14 protein-coding genes and 1 pseudogene are annotated in these 20,242 nt (G+C 60.0%); 7 read left to right on the top strand and 8 right to left on the bottom strand.

Annotation, left to right across the window (positions count from 1 at the left end):
* Window positions 1–717: 717 nt before the first annotated feature.
* From ACVILL_RS04275 to ACVILL_RS04265, 3 genes are read right to left on the bottom strand one after another with little or no spacing between them, the layout of a single operon-like run.
* A complete protein-coding gene (locus tag ACVILL_RS04275; protein WP_456727997.1) occupies window positions 718–2,325 on the bottom strand; it encodes an acyl-CoA carboxylase subunit beta in 1,608 nt (535 codons plus the stop codon).
* 1 nt (window position 2,326) lies between these two features.
* Window positions 2,327–2,830, bottom strand: coding sequence for a biotin/lipoyl-containing protein (locus tag ACVILL_RS04270; protein ID WP_456727996.1), 504 nt, complete (start codon window positions 2,828–2,830; stop codon window positions 2,327–2,329).
* A 1-nt stretch (window position 2,831) separates the two neighbouring features.
* The gene (locus tag ACVILL_RS04265) at window positions 2,832–4,301 is read right to left on the bottom strand and encodes an acetyl-CoA carboxylase biotin carboxylase subunit (RefSeq protein ID WP_456727995.1); all 1,470 of its coding nucleotides are present in this window, start codon (window positions 4,299–4,301) and stop codon (window positions 2,832–2,834) included.
* 3,449 nt (window positions 4,302–7,750) lie between these two features.
* On the opposite strand from ACVILL_RS04265, the gene ACVILL_RS04260 reads away from it, so the two are divergent.
* Window positions 7,751–8,086: a DUF7694 domain-containing protein gene (locus tag ACVILL_RS04260; RefSeq protein WP_430649906.1), complete on the top strand. Its 336-nt coding sequence runs from the start codon at window positions 7,751–7,753 to the stop codon at window positions 8,084–8,086.
* Window positions 8,087–8,607: 521 nt separating this feature from the next.
* On the opposite strand, the gene ACVILL_RS04255 is transcribed toward ACVILL_RS04260, so the two are convergent.
* Entirely contained in the window at window positions 8,608–9,048 is a 441-nt protein-coding gene (locus ACVILL_RS04255; RefSeq protein WP_456727994.1) for a hypothetical protein, read from the bottom strand.
* On the opposite strand from ACVILL_RS04255, the gene ACVILL_RS04250 reads away from it, so the two are divergent.
* From ACVILL_RS04250 to istB, 4 genes are all read left to right on the top strand, one after another.
* A complete protein-coding gene (locus ACVILL_RS04250; RefSeq protein WP_456734475.1) occupies window positions 9,008–9,241 on the top strand; it encodes a hypothetical protein in 234 nt (77 codons plus the stop codon). The two genes, ACVILL_RS04255 and ACVILL_RS04250, sit on opposite strands and share 41 nt — an antisense overlap.
* 373 nt (window positions 9,242–9,614) lie before the next feature.
* Complete coding sequence (locus tag ACVILL_RS04245) at window positions 9,615–9,977, top strand: hypothetical protein (RefSeq protein WP_456727993.1); 363 nt, start codon at window positions 9,615–9,617, stop codon at window positions 9,975–9,977.
* A gap of 741 nt (window positions 9,978–10,718) precedes the next feature.
* Window positions 10,719–12,239, top strand: coding sequence for an IS21 family transposase (istA, locus tag ACVILL_RS04240; RefSeq protein WP_456727992.1), 1,521 nt, complete (start codon window positions 10,719–10,721; stop codon window positions 12,237–12,239).
* A 14-nt stretch (window positions 12,240–12,253) separates the two neighbouring features.
* Window positions 12,254–13,015 carry an IS21-like element helper ATPase IstB gene (gene istB, locus ACVILL_RS04235; RefSeq protein WP_456727991.1) on the top strand — a complete coding sequence of 254 codons (762 nt, stop codon included), beginning with the start codon at window positions 12,254–12,256 and terminating at the stop codon, window positions 13,013–13,015.
* 223 nt (window positions 13,016–13,238) lie between these two features.
* On the opposite strand, the gene ACVILL_RS04230 is transcribed toward istB, so the two are convergent.
* Window positions 13,239–13,547 (bottom strand): hypothetical protein, encoded by a 309-nt coding sequence (locus tag ACVILL_RS04230; protein ID WP_456727990.1) that lies wholly within the window; start codon window positions 13,545–13,547, stop codon window positions 13,239–13,241.
* 684 nt (window positions 13,548–14,231) lie between these two features.
* Between ACVILL_RS04230 and groES the strand changes: the two genes are divergently transcribed.
* Window positions 14,232–14,546 (top strand): co-chaperone GroES, encoded by a 315-nt coding sequence (gene groES, locus ACVILL_RS04225; protein WP_069280009.1) that lies wholly within the window; start codon window positions 14,232–14,234, stop codon window positions 14,544–14,546.
* Window positions 14,547–14,630: 84 nt separating this feature from the next.
* Entirely contained in the window at window positions 14,631–16,280 is a 1,650-nt protein-coding gene (groL, locus tag ACVILL_RS04220) for a chaperonin GroEL (RefSeq protein ID WP_456727989.1), read from the top strand.
* A gap of 1,387 nt (window positions 16,281–17,667) precedes the next feature.
* Here the strand turns inward: groL and ACVILL_RS04215 are convergent.
* The 3 genes and pseudogenes from ACVILL_RS04215 to ACVILL_RS04205 form a co-directional block, all read right to left on the bottom strand.
* Entirely contained in the window at window positions 17,668–18,213 is a 546-nt protein-coding gene (locus ACVILL_RS04215) for a YopT-type cysteine protease domain-containing protein (protein ID WP_456727988.1), read from the bottom strand.
* 438 nt (window positions 18,214–18,651) lie between these two features.
* Window positions 18,652–18,870: pseudogene (locus tag ACVILL_RS04210) on the bottom strand (IS21 family transposase); the annotation flags it as partial.
* Window positions 18,871–19,581: 711 nt separating this feature from the next.
* Window positions 19,582–20,160, bottom strand: coding sequence for a hypothetical protein (locus ACVILL_RS04205; protein ID WP_456727987.1), 579 nt, complete (start codon window positions 20,158–20,160; stop codon window positions 19,582–19,584).
* Window positions 20,161–20,242: the final 82 nt, after the last annotated feature.

Here is a 20,242-nt window from a genome sequence, read left to right as displayed (position 1 = left end):
TCGCGAGACCATCAAGAGCCCGGCATCACCGAACTTGCCTACAGACGGTGACTGGGTGCGCCTTCGTAGGCACGAGTTCGATGAGCGTTTGGGCAAAGTACTTTGGACAAATGAGCAGTGGGCGGGTGTGAAGTGGATTGTCGGCGGCGACGGTCGCGCTCTCCTAGGCGACCCGTGCATCGTTCACCTGTGCGAACTCGAGAAAGTGTCCTGAGTTGGGATTTGTACGCGCGATGTATGGTGGTTCGTTAAGGCGTCCCTGAACCCTGATGCGCATATATGGGAGCCGGCGTCTTGTCCGAGGAGCCCCATCAGACATCGGGTCAGCCGGACCTGGCTCGCTATGTTCTTGCCGCTCGGGGCTGGCATTTGCTTTGGCCTTGGATCAGACCGGGTGATTCCTCGCTTACAAGAGATCGCCAGCCGATGAGAACAGTGCAGTCGCTGCACCAGCAAAGATGGCAATGTCTACTGCCACGCATGTGCCCCAGCGGCGGCTCCTTGACAAACTTCGAAATATTGCGGCTTGCCATCACCGCCGTCGTGTCGGTCGAAGTGACTTCTCACGTGCTTGGGGAGAACAGTGCTGATCTGCCTCTACAAATCGTCCCGCCGACTCCAAATCAAGGTGAGGCGAAACCGGAAGCCATCATACGGCAATGAAAGGCTCCCGGTCTGGCTCGCGTCAGGCCTGAACCGTTGGTGTTCGGTCCTGCTTTACAGTCGGAACACGCCGTACTGCGGCGCGTCGATCGGTGCGTTGAGCGAGGCACTCAACGCGATTGCAAGGGCAGTCCTGGTATCGACAGGATCAAGAATGCCATCGTCCCAGAGTTCGGACGTCGCATAATAGGCGCTTGATCGTTCGCGATATTCTTCAAGAACCGGCTCTCGAATGCCCGCCAGTTCCTGCTCAGAGAGGTGCCCCCCGGTGCGAGCCAATTGCCTTGCCTTGACGTGGGTGAGGACGCCAACGGCCTGCTCGGCGCCCATCGCGGAAATCTGAGAGTTCGGCCAGCTGAACACAAACCGGGGATCAAACGCGCGTCCCGACATGGCGTAAGTGCCTGCGCCATGAGAGCTGTTGCAAATGATCGTAAACTTCGGGACAGACGCGCCGGACACAGTCATGATCAGCTTTGCGCCGTCCTTGGTGATCCCACGGCGCTCATATTCGCGGCCAACCATAAAGCCTGTGACGTTCTGCAGGAAGAGCAGGGGCGTTCGGTTCTTGTCGCATATTTGAATGAAATGAGCCCCCTTTAGCGCGCTGTCGCCGTACAAAACGCCATTATTGGCAACGATCCCGACTTGATATCCATAGAGCCGGGCAAAGCCGCACACGAGTGATGTCGCATAACGGGGCTGGTACTCATCAAATCGACTGCCATCGACCAGACGAGCGATGATCTCCCGCATGTCGAACTGCGCTCGCGCGTCCTTTGGAATGATGCCGTAGAGTTCGGATGCATCATAGGCGGGCGGCTCGGGCGCTACGCGATCGATGCAGGTTTTCGCCGGTTGGTGGAAGCGCGCGACAACGTTGCGCGCAATTGCGATTGCGTGGAGCTCGGAACTTGCGAAATAGTCACTGGTGCCCGACACGCTCGTATGCATGAGGGCACCGCCGAGCTCTTGGGCGGAGACTTGTTCGCCAGTGGCAGCCTTCACGACCGGAGGGCCGCCAAGAAAAATTGCTCCCGTGCCTTCGACCACAATGTTGTATTCGCTAAGCGCCGGGACATAGGCCCCTGCCGCGGTGCAGTGGCCCATGACGATGGCGACCTGCGGTACTCCCATCTTCGAGAGTATCGACTGATTGCGCAGAATTCGACCCGCATGGTATCGATCAGCAAAGAACTCCGCCTGCAAAGGCAGAAAACCGCCGGCGCAGTCGCATAGATGAACCACCGGCAGACGGTTTTCGATGGCTATGTCCAAGGCCCGCACGATCTTCTTGACCGAGAGTGGATACCATGCGCCGCTCTTCACGCTGGAATCGTCAGCGTGAACAATCACTTCTCGACCCGCAACGATGCCGATGCCGATCACCTGCGCGGCGCCCGGAACCTCTCCGTTGTAGGCCTTGTTGGCGGCCAGCGTGGAAAGCTCCAGGAAAGGAGTTTCCGGATCCAGCAAGGCCGCGATGCGGTTGCGAACAAACAGCTTGTTCTGCCGACGCAGCCGCTCGAAGTCTTTCTCAGGTCTGTCGAACCGGGCCAAGCGTTGCCGCTCCTTCAATTCGGCAGCCAGTTGTCTGTTGTGGAGGGCGTTGCGACGAAACTCCTGCGAATCGACATCCACCGCAGAACCGATCCGCTGCATTTCAGAACCCTTCTTTAGACAGCGTTACGAGTACGGCGTCGTGCTCGAAGCTCTCGTTCTCCTTGACGTGAATCCGCTCGACAATGCCGTCCTGGGGTGATCGTATGATCGTTTCCAGCTTCATGCTTTCAATCATCATTAGCGCCGTCCCCGCCGAGACTGAGTCACCAGGCGAAACTGTAATCGCGACAACCATGCCAGGCATTGGCGCCCGGGCTACTAGGGGACAAGTCCCGCTATTCCCAGCAGCGTGGGTCCGTAGCGGATCGATGTAGCGCAAAGTACGCGTTCTGCCGCGGATATGGAGGTGAATGAGCTCCCCGTCGATCACGAACCTGACGGGTTCGCTCTGCCCGGCAATGGTCAGGACACCGCTGGTGTCGCTGCGCTGGGTGAATGCGACGGGGGCAATCACCTCGTCTCGCAAATGAAGGCGGTAGCCATGCCGGCTGGCCGAAAGCCACAATGTATGATCTACGCCGTCAACCTCGAACGAGTGATACACTTCAGTTTCTCCAATTCCCGAGCGCTGAATGAAGCTCTGGCACGGCATCTGCCGAGTCGCGGACCGGCCTCGTCAGGAGAGCGGCTGATGCGAGGAACGCAGACATTCCGGCAGCAAAATTGCCCGCTGCGAGATGCGGGTTTTGTTCAAGGTATCCGACATGGAAGTGACCGCCGAGAAATGCCTCGTCGGAAACGATCCGGGCGAGCAAGTTCGCATTGGTCTCGCACCCCAGTAAAACCAATTCGCGAACTGCACGATGGGCTTTCAGAGCAGATTCCATGCGGCTTGGTGAATGCACGATGATCTTGGCAAGCATCGGATCGAACGCCGGCGTGATGTGCTGGCCTTGCATGATGCCGCTGTCGATCCGTACGCCATTGGGATACTCGAGAAGAAGTACTTTTCCGGTGGTCGGAGCGTATCCGCGTTCAGGAGCCTCCGCGTACAGCCGGAGCTCCATTGCATGGCCGTTCGAAACGATATCGGACTGGGAGAATGCAAGTTCGCGTCCCGCTGCCGCATAGATCTGTTCCGCCACCAGATCGACGCCAGTAATCATCTCGGTGACCGGATGCTCGACCTGAAGTCGTGTATTCATTTCAAGGAAGTAGAAATCGTCTCCGCTGAAGAGGAATTCGACCGTTCCTGCATTCCGGTAGTTCGCTGCACGAGCGATGCGAACCGCTGTATCGCAAATTCGAGCCCGCAATTCTTGGGATAGCGCGGGCGAGGGCGTTTCCTCGATAATCTTCTGGAACCGGCGCTGCACGGAACACTCGCGCTCGAACAGATGCACGAGATTTCCTAAGCAATCACCGAGCACCTGTACTTCGATGTGTCGCGGGTATTCGAGATGTCGTTCGGCATAGAGTCGGGCATCTCCAAAGTAACGGCCCGCTTCACTGCGCGCCTGCTCGATGGCTGCCTCCAAGGTATTAAGGTCGCTTACAATCCGCATGCCCATACCGCCGCCACCAGCCGATGGCTTCACGAGCAGAGGAGCTCCCATGGCCCGCGCTCTGGAGGCAAATGTCGCCGGATCATCTTCTTCGATGACGCAGGGGGCGACCGGAAAACCGTTGGACTGAACGAAATTGCGTGCGCGGATCTTGTCACCCATCAGCTCGATGGTTTCAGGAAGAGGACCGATGAACGCAATGCCGGCGTTTGTCACGGCTCTGGCGAACTCCGCATTTTCGGAAAGCAGCCCATAACCGGGATGCAGCGCGCCGGCGCGCGCCTGGTCGGCGGCCGCGATGATCTGCCTAGTATCGAGATAACTTGCGATCGGCGTGCTGCCGCTGATCTGAATGGCCAGGTCGGCCATGGAGACGGCGGGTGTTCTCGCGTCTATTTCGTGGTAGGCAATTGCAGAACGGAGTCCAAGTTTATGTAACGTTTTGACGATGCGGGCGGCTATCTCGCCCCTGTTGGCGATCAGTACGGTATCGAAGGGCAATTGTGGCATTTGCCTATCCAAATAAGCATGAAGGGACCAAACCGTCGTGAGCGGCCGGGCTTGTTGCCTCCAGCCGACGTCGCGTGAACGTCCTGCGTGCTAGGTGGGCTATCTCGGAACGTGAGGCGGGCGAACAGGCCACCCGATCCTCTACTTCGAGATGCCGCCGTTCTTGCCCGTATCTCGCGAGGAGATCACGTAACGGCATTGCTGGCTGAGGCTGGCGTGCTTGGATCTGAGACAAGCAAGGATAGCGACGTGGCTCGGTATGTGATTGCTGCAAAGGCGGAACACGTCCTCTATACACGCCTGTCTCTCCTCGGGAGTCGGAGCTTGATCTCGCGCGTTGACCTGCCACGGGATTACAGCAGTCACTGCGGCAGCTAGAGCGATGGCGCGGCAGGATTTGAGGAGCGAAGGCAAATCGGCCCCTTGGTCTTGAGTCATGTCATTCCTTAAGGTTGGTAGGTCTGCGATGTCTTGAGCGAAGCGCAAAATGGTCTGTCCGTCGGCCAATAGACGTGTAGCGCCAGGTGCAATGCCTGCGAGTTCCGTTTCGCCGACCCTGGTATGCCTGGATGTCCTGAAGTATTCGGCGTGGCACGTTGAGGTGTTTGAGCACAGCCCACCTCACGGCCAATAGTTGTTGCCACGGTCGGCGCGATACGGGATCGAACAAGACCTGCGGCCTGGTGCCGGCCTTATCGAGGCAGAGAGCTGAGCAAAAGCCAGGTGCGCTCAAGCCATAGCTGATGACGCAATTGATCCTGCGTAACGAACCCTGATGAGACGCCTCCAGGTCATCTTTAGTGTAGTCGGCCTGCGCTCCACATTAATGTGGAGACGGCGACCGGGATGAGAGCGCCCTCTGTAGAAATATCGAAGGGCTCGATCTCTTCCGCTGCTGGGCCGAGGTAGCCTCGGATAACGTGTGAACAGGTACGTATCTGCAGAAGCGTATGATCCCGAGCGACTCTCGCCAGCTGAGTTTAGATGTTTGACACATTCGCTATTCTCATTGCCTGCAGGAAGCGTCTGGATTGTCGGAGGCGGTTCCGACCTGTCCAGGATCGTACAATCTGACGCTGCGTGCGATTCAAGTCCCTTCTTGGATCAAATCGACCGAGTATCCTCTTACGGTGGCAAATGGCGCTTTGGTGGCCGCCAGCCCTTAGGTGATTATACGGAGCGCCGGTGTCGCATTTCTTTGATGTCCAAATTGCATGCTCACGGCATGAATCCGAAAAGTAAACTCTACCAGCCCGACCACTGGCGAAGCCGCGCGGAAGCAACGCGAAAAAAGGCGGAAGGACTCGCTTATGGTAAACCCAGAGACAGGCTTCTTAACGTTGCGATCGAGTACGATAAGCTGGCTCGGCGTGCCCAAGAGTGGCAGACGCGCAGAAGTGAGGACGAAACATGGTCAGAGCGAGAGCTGTAGGGCTCTGCCGGGCCTCGATAAGCCGCGCCTCAGCTGGACGGCCGCAGCGCCGATCGCGGACCAAATGTCACCCGGCAATCGGCGCATCCACGCAAGCAGCGCTGAATCTAGCGTTTTGGTCCACGATAGGCCTTGCGGCTTCGAGGCACATTGAGTGGCCTCGAAGCTGGTTCGGCATGGTATGCTGGAGGCGTCTTGCTGCCTCAGTTGCGAATTCATATCCTGCTAGGCGCGCGCCGGGGCACAAAGCTGACCTGTGAAAGAAGCGTCCGCTTCCAATCGACGGTCGGGATATTCCTAGCCTACAATCGGATCGCCGAGGTCGGGAGGTGCGCGCGCGTGCCATCCGACGTAGCTTTACTTGTGATTTGTCAGTTCCGCGAGCTTCTTTGGCTCATAAGAAGACCGCTGCGACGATCCAGTAAATGCTGGCCCAGAGCAGCGCACCCAGGAGGAGCGCGGCCAGCGGCCATAGATTCCATCGCCGTTGCGCCTGCAAACAACGGCAATCGGCGTCGTCAGGCCTGACAGTCGGGTACTTTGGTGCGCGCCAATGAGTCATTGACCACGTGCCGCACTGGTCCGCGGAGAACAGGTGGTCTCCGGATGCATCGTATCGTTCATGAGCTCGCAGTCTTCCTTCATGGCTCGGGTTATCGGATTCTTGTTTGCGGTGCGACCTGTATCCAGGTGCTGGTGTTCTCATGCAGTGGGCGGTTAGACGAGGTGCTACCAAAGCTGAGAGACGCCGGGCAGTGCATCGCTCAGAACTAAAGCATAGCCAGATTAGTGACGTCTGGACTCACTGCAGCAATCAGCATGCCACGAGCGGACTAGTGCCGGCGCAGCCTTGATGCGAAGCAAGCCACCCGCTCGGTTTGGCGACACGATCTCGCTGCACTTGGTCGGAGTTGCGACCTTGGTGTCCGGAAAGCGACATCGGCATCGAAAGAAGACAAGAGCTCGCTAGCGACATTTGGCAAGCAGGGGTTGGGAGTTGCATTGTCGGGACGCGGCAAAGGCGCCGCCAACGGCAGCGCGATTGCAGTCCCTCAAGATAGACTAATCAGCTTCTCTGACCATTAGCTTACGAGACCTCATCAACCCATGGATGTTATCGGTGTAGGGACACGTTATGCCTAACCATCGCGGCGTGAGGCTATCCCGTTTCGATTTTGCTCCCGGACGAATCAATCACGGCCACATAGATGACGCATTGGCCCTGTTTCAGAGCCGGCGAGCAGAAAACAGCGAATGATCGCAGGACAGTTGGTGAGGCAGCAATATCGCCCTTGCGAAGCATTGAACGAGGATAGGCAAAATATGCTGTGGAATTGCGAGTGATAATGGAATGTAGATGTCAGGCCATTTCGGCGTGCATACCAAGCATTTGTCGATTCGCCGGCGATGATGTGGTGGTCCTCGACGCCTCCGTAAGATCAAGCGCATCTCCGCGAAACCTCGACGCGGCGCACGCAACGAAACATTGTGCGTCAACCGCGAAAGCCCAAAGCCACATCGTATGCTGATGCGCGCGTTGTTCGGCGGTGTACTCTGCAGTCCATGAGCAAGGCGCTCTGCATGGGCCTCGTGCGGTGATCGAGATGTCGGCTCCCATAGCCGCCGAGCTTCCCAGAGTGGCAATTCTCAACCTATGCGCCGGGTCATTATCGAGTGGATCTTGCACGGTTTGAATTCGGGCAAAAAAGGTCCTGCAAGGACTGGCAAGCGTCCTGGGCAGGGCGTCAGCGTCCAAAAAGACAGGAGAACAAGTGATGGACATCTGCGGCTTTCTCAGCAGGTGGTTCGCTGAAGAATGGTACTGGAGCGCCGTCCCAAAGAGGACGGAACATGCGCCAAGTTGTGAGTTGCAAAACAACAACGTCATCTACATCGACTTCAAGGCGGTCCACGAGGCAAAGGAGGAAACGTGCGGACGCAAGTAATAGAGAGGCTGGAGGCCGGTCGCGTACAATATGGCCAGTTTGCCAGCCTTCCAGGATCAGGTCCTTGCGGCATGTTCGTTGTACAGGGACCCTGCGGCTGTGAACTGACGATCAGCGGATTAATTCGTCCTGCCTGGGAGCATGTCGCTGTCTCAACGCCGCGACGTTGTCCGAATTGGGAAGAGATGTGCTTCGTCAAAGACCTGTTCTGGGATGAAGAGGAATGCGTGATGCAGCTGCATCCCCCACATTCGCAATATGTAAATAACAGTCGGTATTGCCTGCATCTGTGGAGGCCAACTCATCGGGACATCCCGATGCCCCCACCGGGCTTTGTAGGCGTCGTTGGGCTCGGCCCATCGGAGGCGGCAATGTGGTTTGCCCGCATGAGTGCGACCGCATTATGAGATAGCCTAAAGTTGTCTGCGTGACCGATCAAAAGCAGTGGTTCGGCGCTGTTGTCAGCCCACACCGCAACAGGAGGTGTCGGCTGTATGCCGACACACTAAGACCGGCCCGATGACGGTTTAAGAGTAGGGCGGTAGGCGTTTGTCCAATTGTGCTACCGATAGTTGTGATCGGGCCGTAGACGAGGGAGACGCGGCCTTCCTCTCGGGAAACACGATTCTCGTCATCAACATCTGGAAGGTCATCAAGGGCAAATCCGTCTTCGGCTGCTTGCGGACGCTCTTCACGCAGTCGAGCCACGGACCTGCTTCGCGCAGTCCGAGACCCAGGAGCAGCTTCACCTGCCGGGATGCGTTCACGGTCGGCAGCCGGTCGGCGATAGAGCCCACGATCTGATGCCCCGTGGCGTTCCGCGCGAACGCCCCTTGCGGGAGCAGAAGGGCGACCAGGAGGGACAATGTTGCTGCAAGTCTCGATAAGATGCGGCGGTCCTCGTTCGTTGGTCAGAATTGGTGAAACGTCAGGCCGGGCGAGCTGCGGCATTGACGATCGTGTCGGCGAGTGCTTCGGCCATTCGGCGCGCGCTCCAGTCGCTATGATGCAGCCGGTCGCCGCCCCGCGGATCGACGATGCGATCGAAGGAGACGTGCTCCACGAGGTGCCAACGCCGCATTATGTCGTAGCGCCGGAATACGTTGACCGGGTAGCCCGAGGCTTCGGCGGCGGATTTGATCAGATCAACCATTCGCTCGCCGGCTTCCTTCGTATCGGCCGGTGTAAGTAGCGCGGGCACGTATTGGGGATCCATCAGGATTACGTCCGCGCCGAGCTGCGAGAGCATCGCGAGGCCGTCGGAAATCGCTTCGGCAACTACGCCGAGGTCATATCCCTTCCACGCAGCATTCGTGCCGACCTGCCAGATGACCACGCTCGGCCGCTCGCCGATGACGTCCCTTTGCAACCGCTTCGCTTCATCGGGTGCCTCTTCGCCGGCCGACGCCGCGATTGAGGACGTCGAAGACGTGGCCTTGGTACCTCTGGCGCAGGGCGCTCTCGAGACGTTGCGGGTAAGGCACGATGTCACCTTCGCCGGCGGTCGTGGACGAACCTATGGCCACGATCTTGATCGCGGCGGTGCCGGCCAAGCGCTCTGACAGAGCTAACATCCGGTGCTGGAAGCCGTGGGTTTTACGGGAATGGCAGTCGTGGAGGGCGCTTCAGCCATGCGAGGACCTCGGAAATGTCACTCAGTCTGGAGGGCAAGTACGACAATAGGATTACGGATGCGAAATAGTTGTGAAGCGCTTCGAATGCTACCAGTGCTAGGGAGGCAAATCCAGTCCGTCATCGAGCCAGAATGCGGTCTCCCAAGACGCTCGTGGGAAATTCGCCGCTCGAACCGAAATGTCCGAAGCGTACGAAACGAGCCGACGCTGACGCCTACCACGTCGACCCGCTCGTTACGTATTCGTCTCTTCAGGACGCGGACGCCCAAGCAGCGCCAAGTATGACGTCCACGCAGCTTAGATGACAGCCTCGCTCGCGCGGCAGTCGCAGATTGTGCAGGTACTGCATAGACGAGAGCCAGCCGATGCCGATCGTGCCAATCAGGATCTAGCCCTACTTAGAAATCGTCCAGCTGATTTCCGTCACGTTATCCTTAAAGACGCACCTACATTGCAGAACGTCCTGTTCGGCTACATGCCGCATTTGTTCGTGGACTCACTGGCAGGCCAAAATCTTTACGGCTTCGACAAGCAGGTGCCCGGGTTCTCGACGACAAGGATTCTTTCTCCATGCGCAGTGCGGAGGGCATTCAGAACGTGGTCCGAGCGTGACGGCATGCCCGGCAGCATCGACAGCTTTTACGTCATCAAGCAACTTCGCTAGATACTGGGTCAGCCACGGGTCGGGATCCAGCCGGACGGCAATTTTGTTTACTCGATGCTGAAGTAGCCCGTCGGGAGCACGAGGAGAGGGTGGCTGCGATCGATGGCCGAGCGTGCCGCTCTGGAGAGCGTGCGGAAGCGGAAGAGACCCGCTGGGCAAAGCAGTAGGAAAAACTGGAGGCCGCTTCGCGGCCGGCCCTTAGTGAATCCGGGAACGGGCGGTGCCGGCTATCCTTGTTTTCCACTGAAATGGGGGGCACTCTCCGACGTTCGACGCCCAGACCACCGCGCTGCTGCGCGCAGTTCTCGACGATGTCTGCCAAACCGTGTCGCGCTACGAAACCGGCCCCCGGACGCATGTTGCCGCAAAGATACTCGAAGCGGCAAGGCAGGGCCAAACGACGCCCGATAGCTTGATGCGGGTCGGCCGCAAGGCGCTCAGTGACGCCCCCACGATGTGGCGGTGAGGCGCTCCTCGGATTACTGAGACTCGAGAAGTCGCGCTGCGGGACTGACTCGTCCGCGCACGATCTATATTGCATGCGTAATCCGAAGCAAGCCGGCCACTGATTCCGACGCAACCCGGCCACCGATTCCGACGGAAGTCGGCCACCGATTCCGATCGAAGCCGGCCACCCTGTTGAGACCGGCCTGACGCTCTCGAAGACGGCGATCGAATCGCGGACCAGCCCCCCTTTGCGGCCGAGCAAGGGGAGGTCTGATGCCCGCCGAGAGAGCGCCGATGCGGAAGGTTCGAGAAGTTTTGAGACTGCGGCACGCCCTTGGCGTGAGCGAGCGGCAGATCGCCGTCACCGTCGGCATCAGCCGATCGACGGTTGGCGAGTATCTGCGGCGGGCTGCCGTGATCGGCATCACCTGGCCGGTGCCGGAAGGGATGGACGACGGCGAGCTCGAGCGCCGGCTGTTCACGCCGCCGACATTCGAGGAGAAGCCGGCGCGGCCGTTGCCCGACTGGACGGCGGTGCACCGGGAGCTGAAGCGGCGCAGCGTGACGCTGCTCTTGCTGTGGGAGGAATATCGCGCGGAGCACGCGGACGGCTATGGCTACAGCCGGTTCTGCGATCTCTACCGGAAATGGAGCGAGACGATCTCGCCGACCATGCGGCAGGCGCATGGGCCTGGAGAGAAGCTGTTCGTCGACTTCGCGGGCGACACGGTGCCGGTGTTCGACGCCGCTACCGGCGCGCAGCGGCTGGCCCATGTCTTTGTCGCCGTGCTGGGAGCATCCAACTACACCTTTGCCGAGGCGCGCTGGTCGGAGGGGTTGGCTGACTGGATTGCGGTGCACGTCAATGCTTTGCGGGCGATCGGCGGCGTGCCGAAGGCGATCGTCTGCGACAATCTGAAATCCGGCGTCACCGCCACCTGTCGCTATGAGCCGGGCATCAACCGCACCTACCAGGAGCTGGCCCAGCATTACGGCACCGCGATCCTGCCCACGCGTCCGCGCAAGCCGCGCGACAAGGCGAAGGTGGAAGTGGCGGTGCAAATCGTCCAGCGGTTTGTGCTGGCGAGGCTGCGGAACCAGCGCTTCTTCTCGCTTGACGAACTCAACGCGGCAATCCGCGAGGCGATCGCCGACCTCAACGCCAAGATCATGCGCAAGCTCGGCGTGAGCCGCAATGAGCTGTTCGCGCAGATCGACAAGCCGGCGCTCAAAGCCCTACCGCCGATGCCGTATCAGTATGCCGAGTGGAAGAAGTGCCGGGTCGCGCCCGACTATCACGTCGAGCTCGCCGGTCACTACTACTCGGTGCCCTCACGTCTGATCCGCGAAGAGCTCGAGGCGCGCATAACCGACAGGACGATCGAGATCCTGCACAAGGGCATCCGGGTGGCCAGCCACGCCCGCTCTGACGTGCCCCATCGCCACACCACGATCCCGGAGCACATGCCGAGCGCGCACCGGCGCTATGCCGAATGGACGCCGGCGCGGATCAAACGAGAAGCCGCCAAGATCGGCCCCGCCACGATCGCTCTCGTCGAGGCGATCATGAGAGCCAAGCCACACCCCGAGCAGGGCTTCCGGGCTTGTCTCGGCATTCTGCGGCTCGCACGCAGCTACGGCTCGGCCCGCATCGAGGCCGCCTGCCAGCGCGGCAACGACATCGGCGCGACCACCTACGGCTCGATCAAGTCGATCCTGCAGCACGGGCTCGATCGCGCCTACGCGAATGAACAGCCGCCGGACGGGCCACCAATCCGACACGGCAACATCCGCGGCACCGATTACTACCACTGAAGAAAGGAGAGACGATGTTGACACATCCCACTCACGAGCGCCTCGTCGCGCTCGGGCTCAATGGCATGGCGAAGGCCCTCGACGAACAGCAACGACAGCCTGACATCGCCGCGCTGGCCTTCGAGGAGCGCCTCGCGCTGCTCGTCGACCGCGAGGCGACCGAGCGCGAGAACAAGCGCCTGGTCGCCCGGTTGCGGTTCGCAAGCCTCCGGCAAAACGCCGTCGTCGAGGATATCGACATGAAGGCGCCGCGCGGACTCGACAAGCCGCTGTTCCAAAAGCTCGTCGCCGGCGAGTGGATCGACCGGCATCAAAACCTGCTCATCATCGGCCCGACCGGCGTCGGCAAGAGCTGGATTGCTTGCGCCTTGGGCCACAAGGCCTGCCGGGACAACCGCTCCGTGCTCTATCAACGGCTGCCGCGGCTGTTTGAGGCGCTCGCCCTCGCGCGGGGCGACGGCCGCCATGCTCGCCTCCTCAGGACCCTGGCGCGCGTGGAACTCCTGATCCTTGACGACTGGGGGCTTGCCTCGATGACGGCCGAGCAACAACGCGACCTGCTGGAGATGATGGAGGATCGCCATGGCCGCGGCTCAACCGTGGTGACAAGCCAGCTCCCGGTCGAGCATTGGCATGAACTCATCGGCAACCCAACCATTGCCGACGCCATCCTCGATCGCCTCGTGCACAACGCCCACAGGCTCACCCTCAAGGGCGAGAGCCTGCGCAAAGCCGCCGCCAAGCGTCAGACGCTTGACGACGAGGCCGCCAACTGACCTGATGACGACGTCGTCGCGAGAGCCCGCCTCGGCAGGCGGCCGGGATCATCGGAATCCCCGGCCGGCTTCCATCGGTACAGGCGGCCGGCTTCGCTCGGAATCCACGGCCGACTTCATCGGAATGCGCATATTGCAACCGCTGCGCGATGGCCTCGTTGCACTTGCCCTTTGCACGCCTACAGAAGGGCTAGGGAGCAGGGAAATGAACGACAACGCGCCTTCAGCGCGGACCGATCTGCAGGCGCTCAGGTTGATGCGGGCTTTTCTCCGAATACGTGATCAACGGAGCCGGACAGAACTCATCAAACAAGCCGAAAGCCTTGCGGCGAGCCGGAGGGCGCGTCTGGCTGGGCGGCCATGCAGACTTTGCTCGCTCGCGCCCCTCGGCCGGCCGTCCGCCTGCCAGGTTGAACTTCTGAAAGCATGGCTTCTGCGAGGCCAGACTCGATGCAGCAACGATCTGGCAAATCAATTTAGCGGGCCACGCCGCCGCCGGGTCTTGATTGGAGTTTTCGTTCGTCGAGTGCAACTCAATGGCAGCTCTTTAGGAATTGCCCGCCGCGCCTTTCTCAGGACTTGCTCTCGTCGACCGTTGGGTGAGCAATGGTCCGGGGTTCGACGTCCGCTGACATAGACTCGACTATCTCGATGACGCGTCGACGGTCGGCAGAAGTTCGCAGCGCACGAAAGGCTGTTAAGAGACGGAAGGTCTGTGCGACCTCGTCAGAGCTGTTCTTAGTCGACAAGGGTGCTCCATACTCGACTAAAGCTTAGATCGCCCGATCCCAAATGCAAACAGGGAGTTAATCGTAATAATGCGGACAGGACATGGATGAGGGCAGCCGCGGGAAATGTGACGTTGCGTCACTCGTTGGCCAAGCGGGGTTTTGATCACGTCGCGAGGCTCCGGAAGGTAAGGCGCCGCATCCTTCACCGCGAGCACGACTGGAGCAGGGGGTAGGCGGCGGCAGGTCGATGCGCGAAGGCTGGAACTCCGTCTCGCGCGAGCCGGCTGCCGATATCGTTCGGATATACGAAGCCGACGCGCGCCATGTACCGGGTCGCATTCGACGTGAGCTGCATTTTTCTGCCAGAGTCCCTTGCTCCCGCAAAAATCCTTTCCTATTTCAACTCGGCCCGTGATTAGCACTCGCGGGCATCGATTGCTAATACCCGAAAATCCTCAAATCGTGCAAATGCTTAGGAGGCCTGCATGAAATTCCGTCCGCTTCACGACCGCGTCGTGGTCAAGCGCATCGACGCCGAAGAGAAGACTGCTGGCGGCATCATCATTCCGGACAGTGCCAAGGAAAAGCCCTCGCAGGGCGAAGTCATCGCCGTCGGCCCGGGCGGCCGCGACGAGAGCGGCAAACTGACCCCGATCGACGTCAAGGTCGGCGACCGCGTCCTGTTCGGCAAGTGGTCGGGCACCGAGGTCAAGATCGACGGCGAAGACCTGCTGATCATGAAGGAAAGCGACATCATGGGCGTGCTCGACGTTCCCGCTTCCAAGAAGAAGGCCGCCTAACCAACCGCTAGCACCCTCACCCCTGAGGAGCGCCTGCCGGGCGCCTCGCCAAGGGTGGGACCAAGACAACTCAGGGAAACCAATATGTCAGCCAAAGAAGTCAAATTCGGCGTAGACGCACGCGACCGCATGTTGCGTGGTGTCGACATCCTCGCCAACGCAGTGAAGGTCACTCTCGGTCCGAAGGGCCGCAACGTGGTGCTCGACAAGTCGTTCGGTGCTCCCCGCATTACCAAGGACGGCGTCACCGTCGCCAAGGAGATCGAGCTCGACGACAAGTTCGAGAACATGGGCGCCCAGATGGTGCGCGAAGTCGCCTCCAAGTCCGCTGACGCGGCCGGCGACGGCACCACCACGGCGACCGTGCTTGCAGCCGCGATCGTCCGCGAGGGCGCCAAGTCGGTCGCCGCCGGCATGAACCCGATGGATCTGAAGCGTGGTATCGACCTCGCGGTCGAAGCCGTCGTTGCGGACCTCCAGAAGAACTCGAAGAAGGTCACCTCGAACGAGGAGATCGCCCAGGTCGGCACCATTTCGGCCAACGGCGATGCCGAGATCGGCAAGTTCCTCGCCGACGCCATGAAGAAGGTCGGCAACGAGGGCGTGATCACGGTCGAGGAAGCCAAGTCGCTCGAGACCGAACTCGACGTCGTCGAGGGCATGCAGTTCGACCGCGGCTACATCTCGCCCTACTTCGTCACCAACGCCGACAAGATGCGCGTCGAGATGGACGACGCCTACATCCTGATCAACGAGAAGAAGCTCTCCTCGCTGAACGAGCTGCTGCCGCTGCTCGAGGCCGTGGTGCAGACCGGCAAGCCGCTGGTGATCGTCGCTGAAGACGTCGAAGGCGAAGCGCTCGCCACCCTCGTCGTCAACCGCCTGCGTGGCGGCCTGAAGGTCGCGGCCGTCAAGGCTCCGGGCTTCGGCGATCGCCGCAAGGCCATGCTGCAGGACATCGCGATCCTGACCGGCGGCCAGGCCATCTCGGAAGACCTCGGCATCAAGCTCGAGAACGTCACGCTGCAGATGCTCGGTCGCGCCAAGAAGGTGATGATCGACAAGGAGAACACCACGATCGTCAACGGCGCCGGCAAGAAGGCCGACATCGAGGCGCGCGTGAGCCAGATCAAGGCGCAGATCGAGGAGACGACCTCGGACTACGACCGTGAGAAGCTGCAGGAGCGTCTCGCCAAGCTCGCGGGCGGCGTCGCGGTGATCCGCGTCGGCGGCGCGACCGAGGTCGAGGTGAAGGAGCGCAAGGATCGCGTTGATGACGCGATGCATGCGACCCGTGCGGCTGTCGAGGAAGGCATCGTCCCAGGCGGCGGCGTCGCTCTGCTCCGTGCCGCCGAACAGCTCAAGGGCCTGCGCACCAAGAACGACGACCAGAAGACCGGCGTCGAGATCGTGCGCAAGGCGCTGTCCGCGCCGGCCCGCCAGATCGCGATCAACGCCGGTGAAGACGGTTCCGTGATCGTCGGCAAGATCCTCGAGAAGGAACAGTACGCCTACGGCTTCGACTCGCAGACTGGCGAGTACGGCAACCTGGTGTCCAAGGGCATCATCGACCCGACCAAGGTCGTACGCACGGCGATCCAGAACGCCTCCTCCGTGGCGGCGCTGCTGATCACCACCGAGGCCATGGTCGCTGAGCTGCCGAAGAAAGCCGCAGCCGGCCCGGCCATGCCCCCGGGCGGCGGTATGGGCGGCATGGGAGGCATGGACTTCTGATCCAGCCGCATCGAAGAATACGAGAATTACAGAACCCCGGCACCAATGCCGGGGTTTTTCCTTGACGCCGTGTTCATGTCCCTTGTTATGCTGGTGCGCGTAGCCCGAGCCCCGAACTTCATGCGGAAGTTGAAAAAGGCCAGTGTCCTCCAGCCTCTCACTTACAGCGTAAGCTGAACTCTTCCGACAACAATGTTGCCTCCATATGTCGTCCGAACCGCGTCCCTCGATACCTCGGGTGCCACGTTGTCATCACCCGGAGGCACGAAATGATTGAGAACAAGTGTTTTAACGTTCGCCATCGCTGCGATGCAGCCCGCCGCATCCGCGCGGGTGTAATGGCCCTGAATACTGGCCTTTCTGAAGCTGCCAGACCTGATAGAACTACTTCTGAACTAAAACCTCTTCCATCTTTAGCTCCGTAGCCTGGTGCCGGCGGATCCTCGACCACAACCGGTGATCCTACCTTGATCAGATACTACCCGATTTTCTTACGGCAAGCTTCCGACGCCGACCAAGGCGGCCCCGGAGACCTTATCGGGGCCGGCGAACGACAAATCCGGCGCGGCGGCCGCCGGACAAGCGGGATCAGTTCGGCTCGGCCTGGACAGACTTACAGAGCTTGGAAATCGGCATGCCCAAGTCGGTGACGTGCACGCATTATATATAGCGAGGGGCCGCGCAGTCGCTAACGTGAGTCCGTACTTTCTCGGCAGTATCGTCCTGATCAAGAGCCGCTGGCGGCTCACACCGACGTGGTCGACGGCCAGCAGCGCTTTACGACCATAACGATCCTCTTTTGCGCCCTCCGGGACCTGGCGGATGCGAAAATCGGGCAGGCGATCCATAACTAGATCTGCCAGACCGGCGACCCGATCATGGAAACTGCCGACGTCTTTCGCTTAACGCCCAGGGAGCGCGATGCTGAGTTCTTCAGCTCGACGATCGATATCGCATCGCAAACGCGGAGCCTGCCCGATCCCCGGCTGCTTGTGAGGGTCACATCCTGGCTGAACCATTATCGATGTGTCGGTTTTACGTGCTTCGAACGAAAGCTGATGTCGTGGAAAGTCATACCTTGCGCACAGTCGGTCTGGATCAAGCGCGTCGTTTGATAGCGAACGGCATGGATTGTCGCCGCAACAATTGTTTCTTAGCGACGTCAGTTGAGAGAAACCGCAGGCGGTCATTCCGAAACAGAATTGCAATTTGTGCCGGCCGTCATGGATAGCGGGGGCCGGCGCCCCCGCTTTCGATGCCAGCACACTCGCCAGCCAGTACGTAGCCGGCTATCCGCCGCAGATTTGGCCCCCGACACCGCGACCGCCGGCCGACGTATCCGTGCCTTCACAGAAGGCGCCAATCACCACCGGCATGAGGGCCCAACTCACTGCATCCTTTGCGTCGTGATTGTCGATAAATGCTGCCCGTTGGGATTCCTGTAACGATTGGCGAGGCTCTGTAACAATGAAGCCATCTGGTCCGGATCTGATCGAACAGTAAATTCTCCATAGTTGGGGTCGAAAACCGTGGTCCTTCCATTCAAGGCCGACGTCGCGATCGTGTGTGCGCCGCCTTCGGCGAAATACAAGCTGAGCAAATGGTTCGATCCATCTTCGTTGATTTCGTTCACCATGCGCTTGATATTCGAAGACTTGCTGAATGCGAATCTCTTCTCTTCTCCAGCCGGTTCCAAGCCTGCGTCCTCCAAAATGGTATTTTGTGCCTGAAGGTCGGCCTGAGAAGATCCTGCTCCCCTGCTGCGCAACTGATCCTTGAGATTTTGATATTGCTGCTGCCGTTCAGCCGCTGAAGCGTGCGTTTGCGATCCGGGTGTGAGCGCACTCATTCGGGTTGATGGGCTGTTGTTAAGATTGCGGAACCACTCCGCAGTTAGCCCAACACAGATGCCGTCCACATTCGCATCACGCAAGTCGGCCGTTCTGTATTCAAACAAGGAGGTGGCCGGACTCTCTGGAGAGGATGTACTGGGGTCGGAGGCGCTAGAAGTGTGAACGTTTGCATCCGAGGTATGTGGCTTGCTGCAGCAGGCCCCCCTCTTGTCAGGCAACTCCCCCGGTTGCGAGCTCCACCGAGGCGCGAGACCTGCAAGTGTTTCCGTAAAGCTGCCGCCATCCACCGACTGAGTCGGTTCGTCAGCTTGTCTAGTGTATGTGGATGAGCCACTGATTCGATCATACATGACGATTTACCTTTCTGTGCTGCGCTAGCCTGTTCGCATCAATTCGGGCTGCTTAGGCCCTGCTGCGAGAATACCCGGACAAGCTGATGGCGAGCTGACGGGCAGCTATTGTCCAGCTTAGAAAGCGTTCCTTTGTCGGACTTCTGACAATGTCTGATTCTGCGCGGCGTAGGGCTGTGTCAGAGCCTCCCGCGCGTCGGCTGCCGGATTCCGGAACGACATTGACAGGCTATCGCTACGATGCCCTCGCAGCACGCCGCCGAGCGCCCACTGGGCTTTCTGCAAGCCCTCGGCCAGAGCGACGAAGCTTTCGGCGCCGCGCACGACATGGGCATGCTCGAAGCTGGAGAACGCCAGCCGGAAGTGACAGAGCCGATGATCGAGCGGCCTCATACACGCATGCTGCACCGGGTAATGGCGGAAGAACACTTTCCCGCGCCTACGGGCCGTGATCGAGGCCTTGGCGGCCTGCCAGGCATAGTTGCTCGGCTTTTGACAAGCGCTCCAGAAGTTGGTCGATGTCGATGCTGCTTCCGATGATCCAGTTGCGGTCTCGAGCATTCGCGGGAAGTGGCGGATGCCGAAAGTTGCCAGCGGCTCAGAGTTTGGATCGCACACCAGACATACGGAGCGACGTGCAATTTGCCCTCGCGCCTCAGCCGCAAGACACTCCCATTACAACGGCCGAATAAATCAGAGCGGCGCCGAGCCGAAGCGGCAAGCGCATTCACATTTCGTTCAATGCTGGTTCACCGCCTGCAGCCTGCTGTCTCGATAGATGCCATCTTTGTGCGAATACTGCTTGGTCACAACCACCATGAATCATTGTTCGGTGGTTGGCAAATTGGTCATCTCCCGGAATCGAGGCCATTGTCCACGGTGAACAGAGTCACATAATCGGCTTCTTCAGCCAACTGGATCATGCAGCCATCATAATGCCCGGCAGGCCACGCAAAGTAAGGCACCGCTCGCCCGAGCCGTTCCGACAGAATCCGACGTGACTCCAACAGCTCCCAGCGAACATCATCGGGGCCCCCGGCCGGTGCTGCGCCCGTTCATCCAATCGAGGTAGCGTATTCCCGGGCTGCCAAAGATGCGTCATGCTGTGCGAGTAGACATCGTAGCGTGGATCACGCGCGATCGCTTCGATCTCGCTCTGCTCGGGAACAGCGCGTCAAGATAGATCGTGATCATCGGCGCGGTCGCACAGACCACACAGCCGAGCAAGATCACCGCGCCGTCAATGATGCTGTCCCTGTGAGTTGTCCGTTGCCTGACCCGCTGCGCAATTCCCATTGCCCAATCTCCGATGTGATCGGTGTGACCCGGCGAAGTGCGCTTGTCAGTTGGCCTGGAATAGGAGGGCATTCGTGCGGTTTCGAAATAGGCGGACGCCAGCAGATGGAGCCGCCGCGTCTCCTCCCTGCTGACAGCAGAGGCGCGAGTCGGGTTGCTCAGCCATCGGGCTGCGTCGGCGGCTTCTCGCGCCAAAAGCTCCATCAGGAGTTCGCTCGCGCGGTCGCCGAGCAGGCGGAGGGCGTCCATGGCGCGATTGCATCGCGTCCACGGCATGCCATCGTAGCCCGAGCTCCGGAGCATCGAAATGGGACGCTCCAACCTCGAGCTCTCGCGCGGCACCGGTCGGGTGACCCGGTCCGAGCCGAGAATGATCGCCATCAGAGAACGGACCGGCTCTTTCCTTGCCCTGCCTTGGGCATCCTGGTGCTCGAAGTCTGCCGGAAGCGTGATGTGGTCGGCC

The organism is Bradyrhizobium sp. USDA 3364 (genome assembly GCF_054056355.1).
The sequence above is the reverse complement of the archived record's forward strand: the minus strand, read 5'-3'. Positions and strand labels throughout refer to the sequence as shown.

What these genes read in the sequence shown, in the direction of transcription:
- groES (WP_069280009.1), top strand. Translation starts at nt 14,232, where the DNA reads ATGAAATTCCGTCCGCTTCACGACCGCGTCGTGGTCAAGCGCATCGAC.
- ACVILL_RS04275 (WP_456727997.1), bottom strand. Translation starts at nt 2,325, where the DNA reads ATGCAGCGGATCGGTTCTGCGGTGGATGTCGATTCGCAGGAGTTTCGT.
- ACVILL_RS04260 (WP_430649906.1), top strand. Translation starts at nt 7,751, where the DNA reads ATGTTCGTTGTACAGGGACCCTGCGGCTGTGAACTGACGATCAGCGGA.
- istA (WP_456727992.1), top strand. Translation starts at nt 10,719, where the DNA reads ATGCGGAAGGTTCGAGAAGTTTTGAGACTGCGGCACGCCCTTGGCGTG.
- istB (WP_456727991.1), top strand. Translation starts at nt 12,254, where the DNA reads ATGTTGACACATCCCACTCACGAGCGCCTCGTCGCGCTCGGGCTCAAT.
- ACVILL_RS04265 (WP_456727995.1), bottom strand. Translation starts at nt 4,301, where the DNA reads ATGCCACAATTGCCCTTCGATACCGTACTGATCGCCAACAGGGGCGAG.
- ACVILL_RS04205 (WP_456727987.1), bottom strand. Translation starts at nt 20,160, where the DNA reads ATGGCGATCATTCTCGGCTCGGACCGGGTCACCCGACCGGTGCCGCGC.
- ACVILL_RS04250 (WP_456734475.1), top strand. Translation starts at nt 9,008, where the DNA reads ATGACCACGCTCGGCCGCTCGCCGATGACGTCCCTTTGCAACCGCTTC.
- ACVILL_RS04245 (WP_456727993.1), top strand. Translation starts at nt 9,615, where the DNA reads ATGACAGCCTCGCTCGCGCGGCAGTCGCAGATTGTGCAGGTACTGCAT.
- groL (WP_456727989.1), top strand. Translation starts at nt 14,631, where the DNA reads ATGTCAGCCAAAGAAGTCAAATTCGGCGTAGACGCACGCGACCGCATG.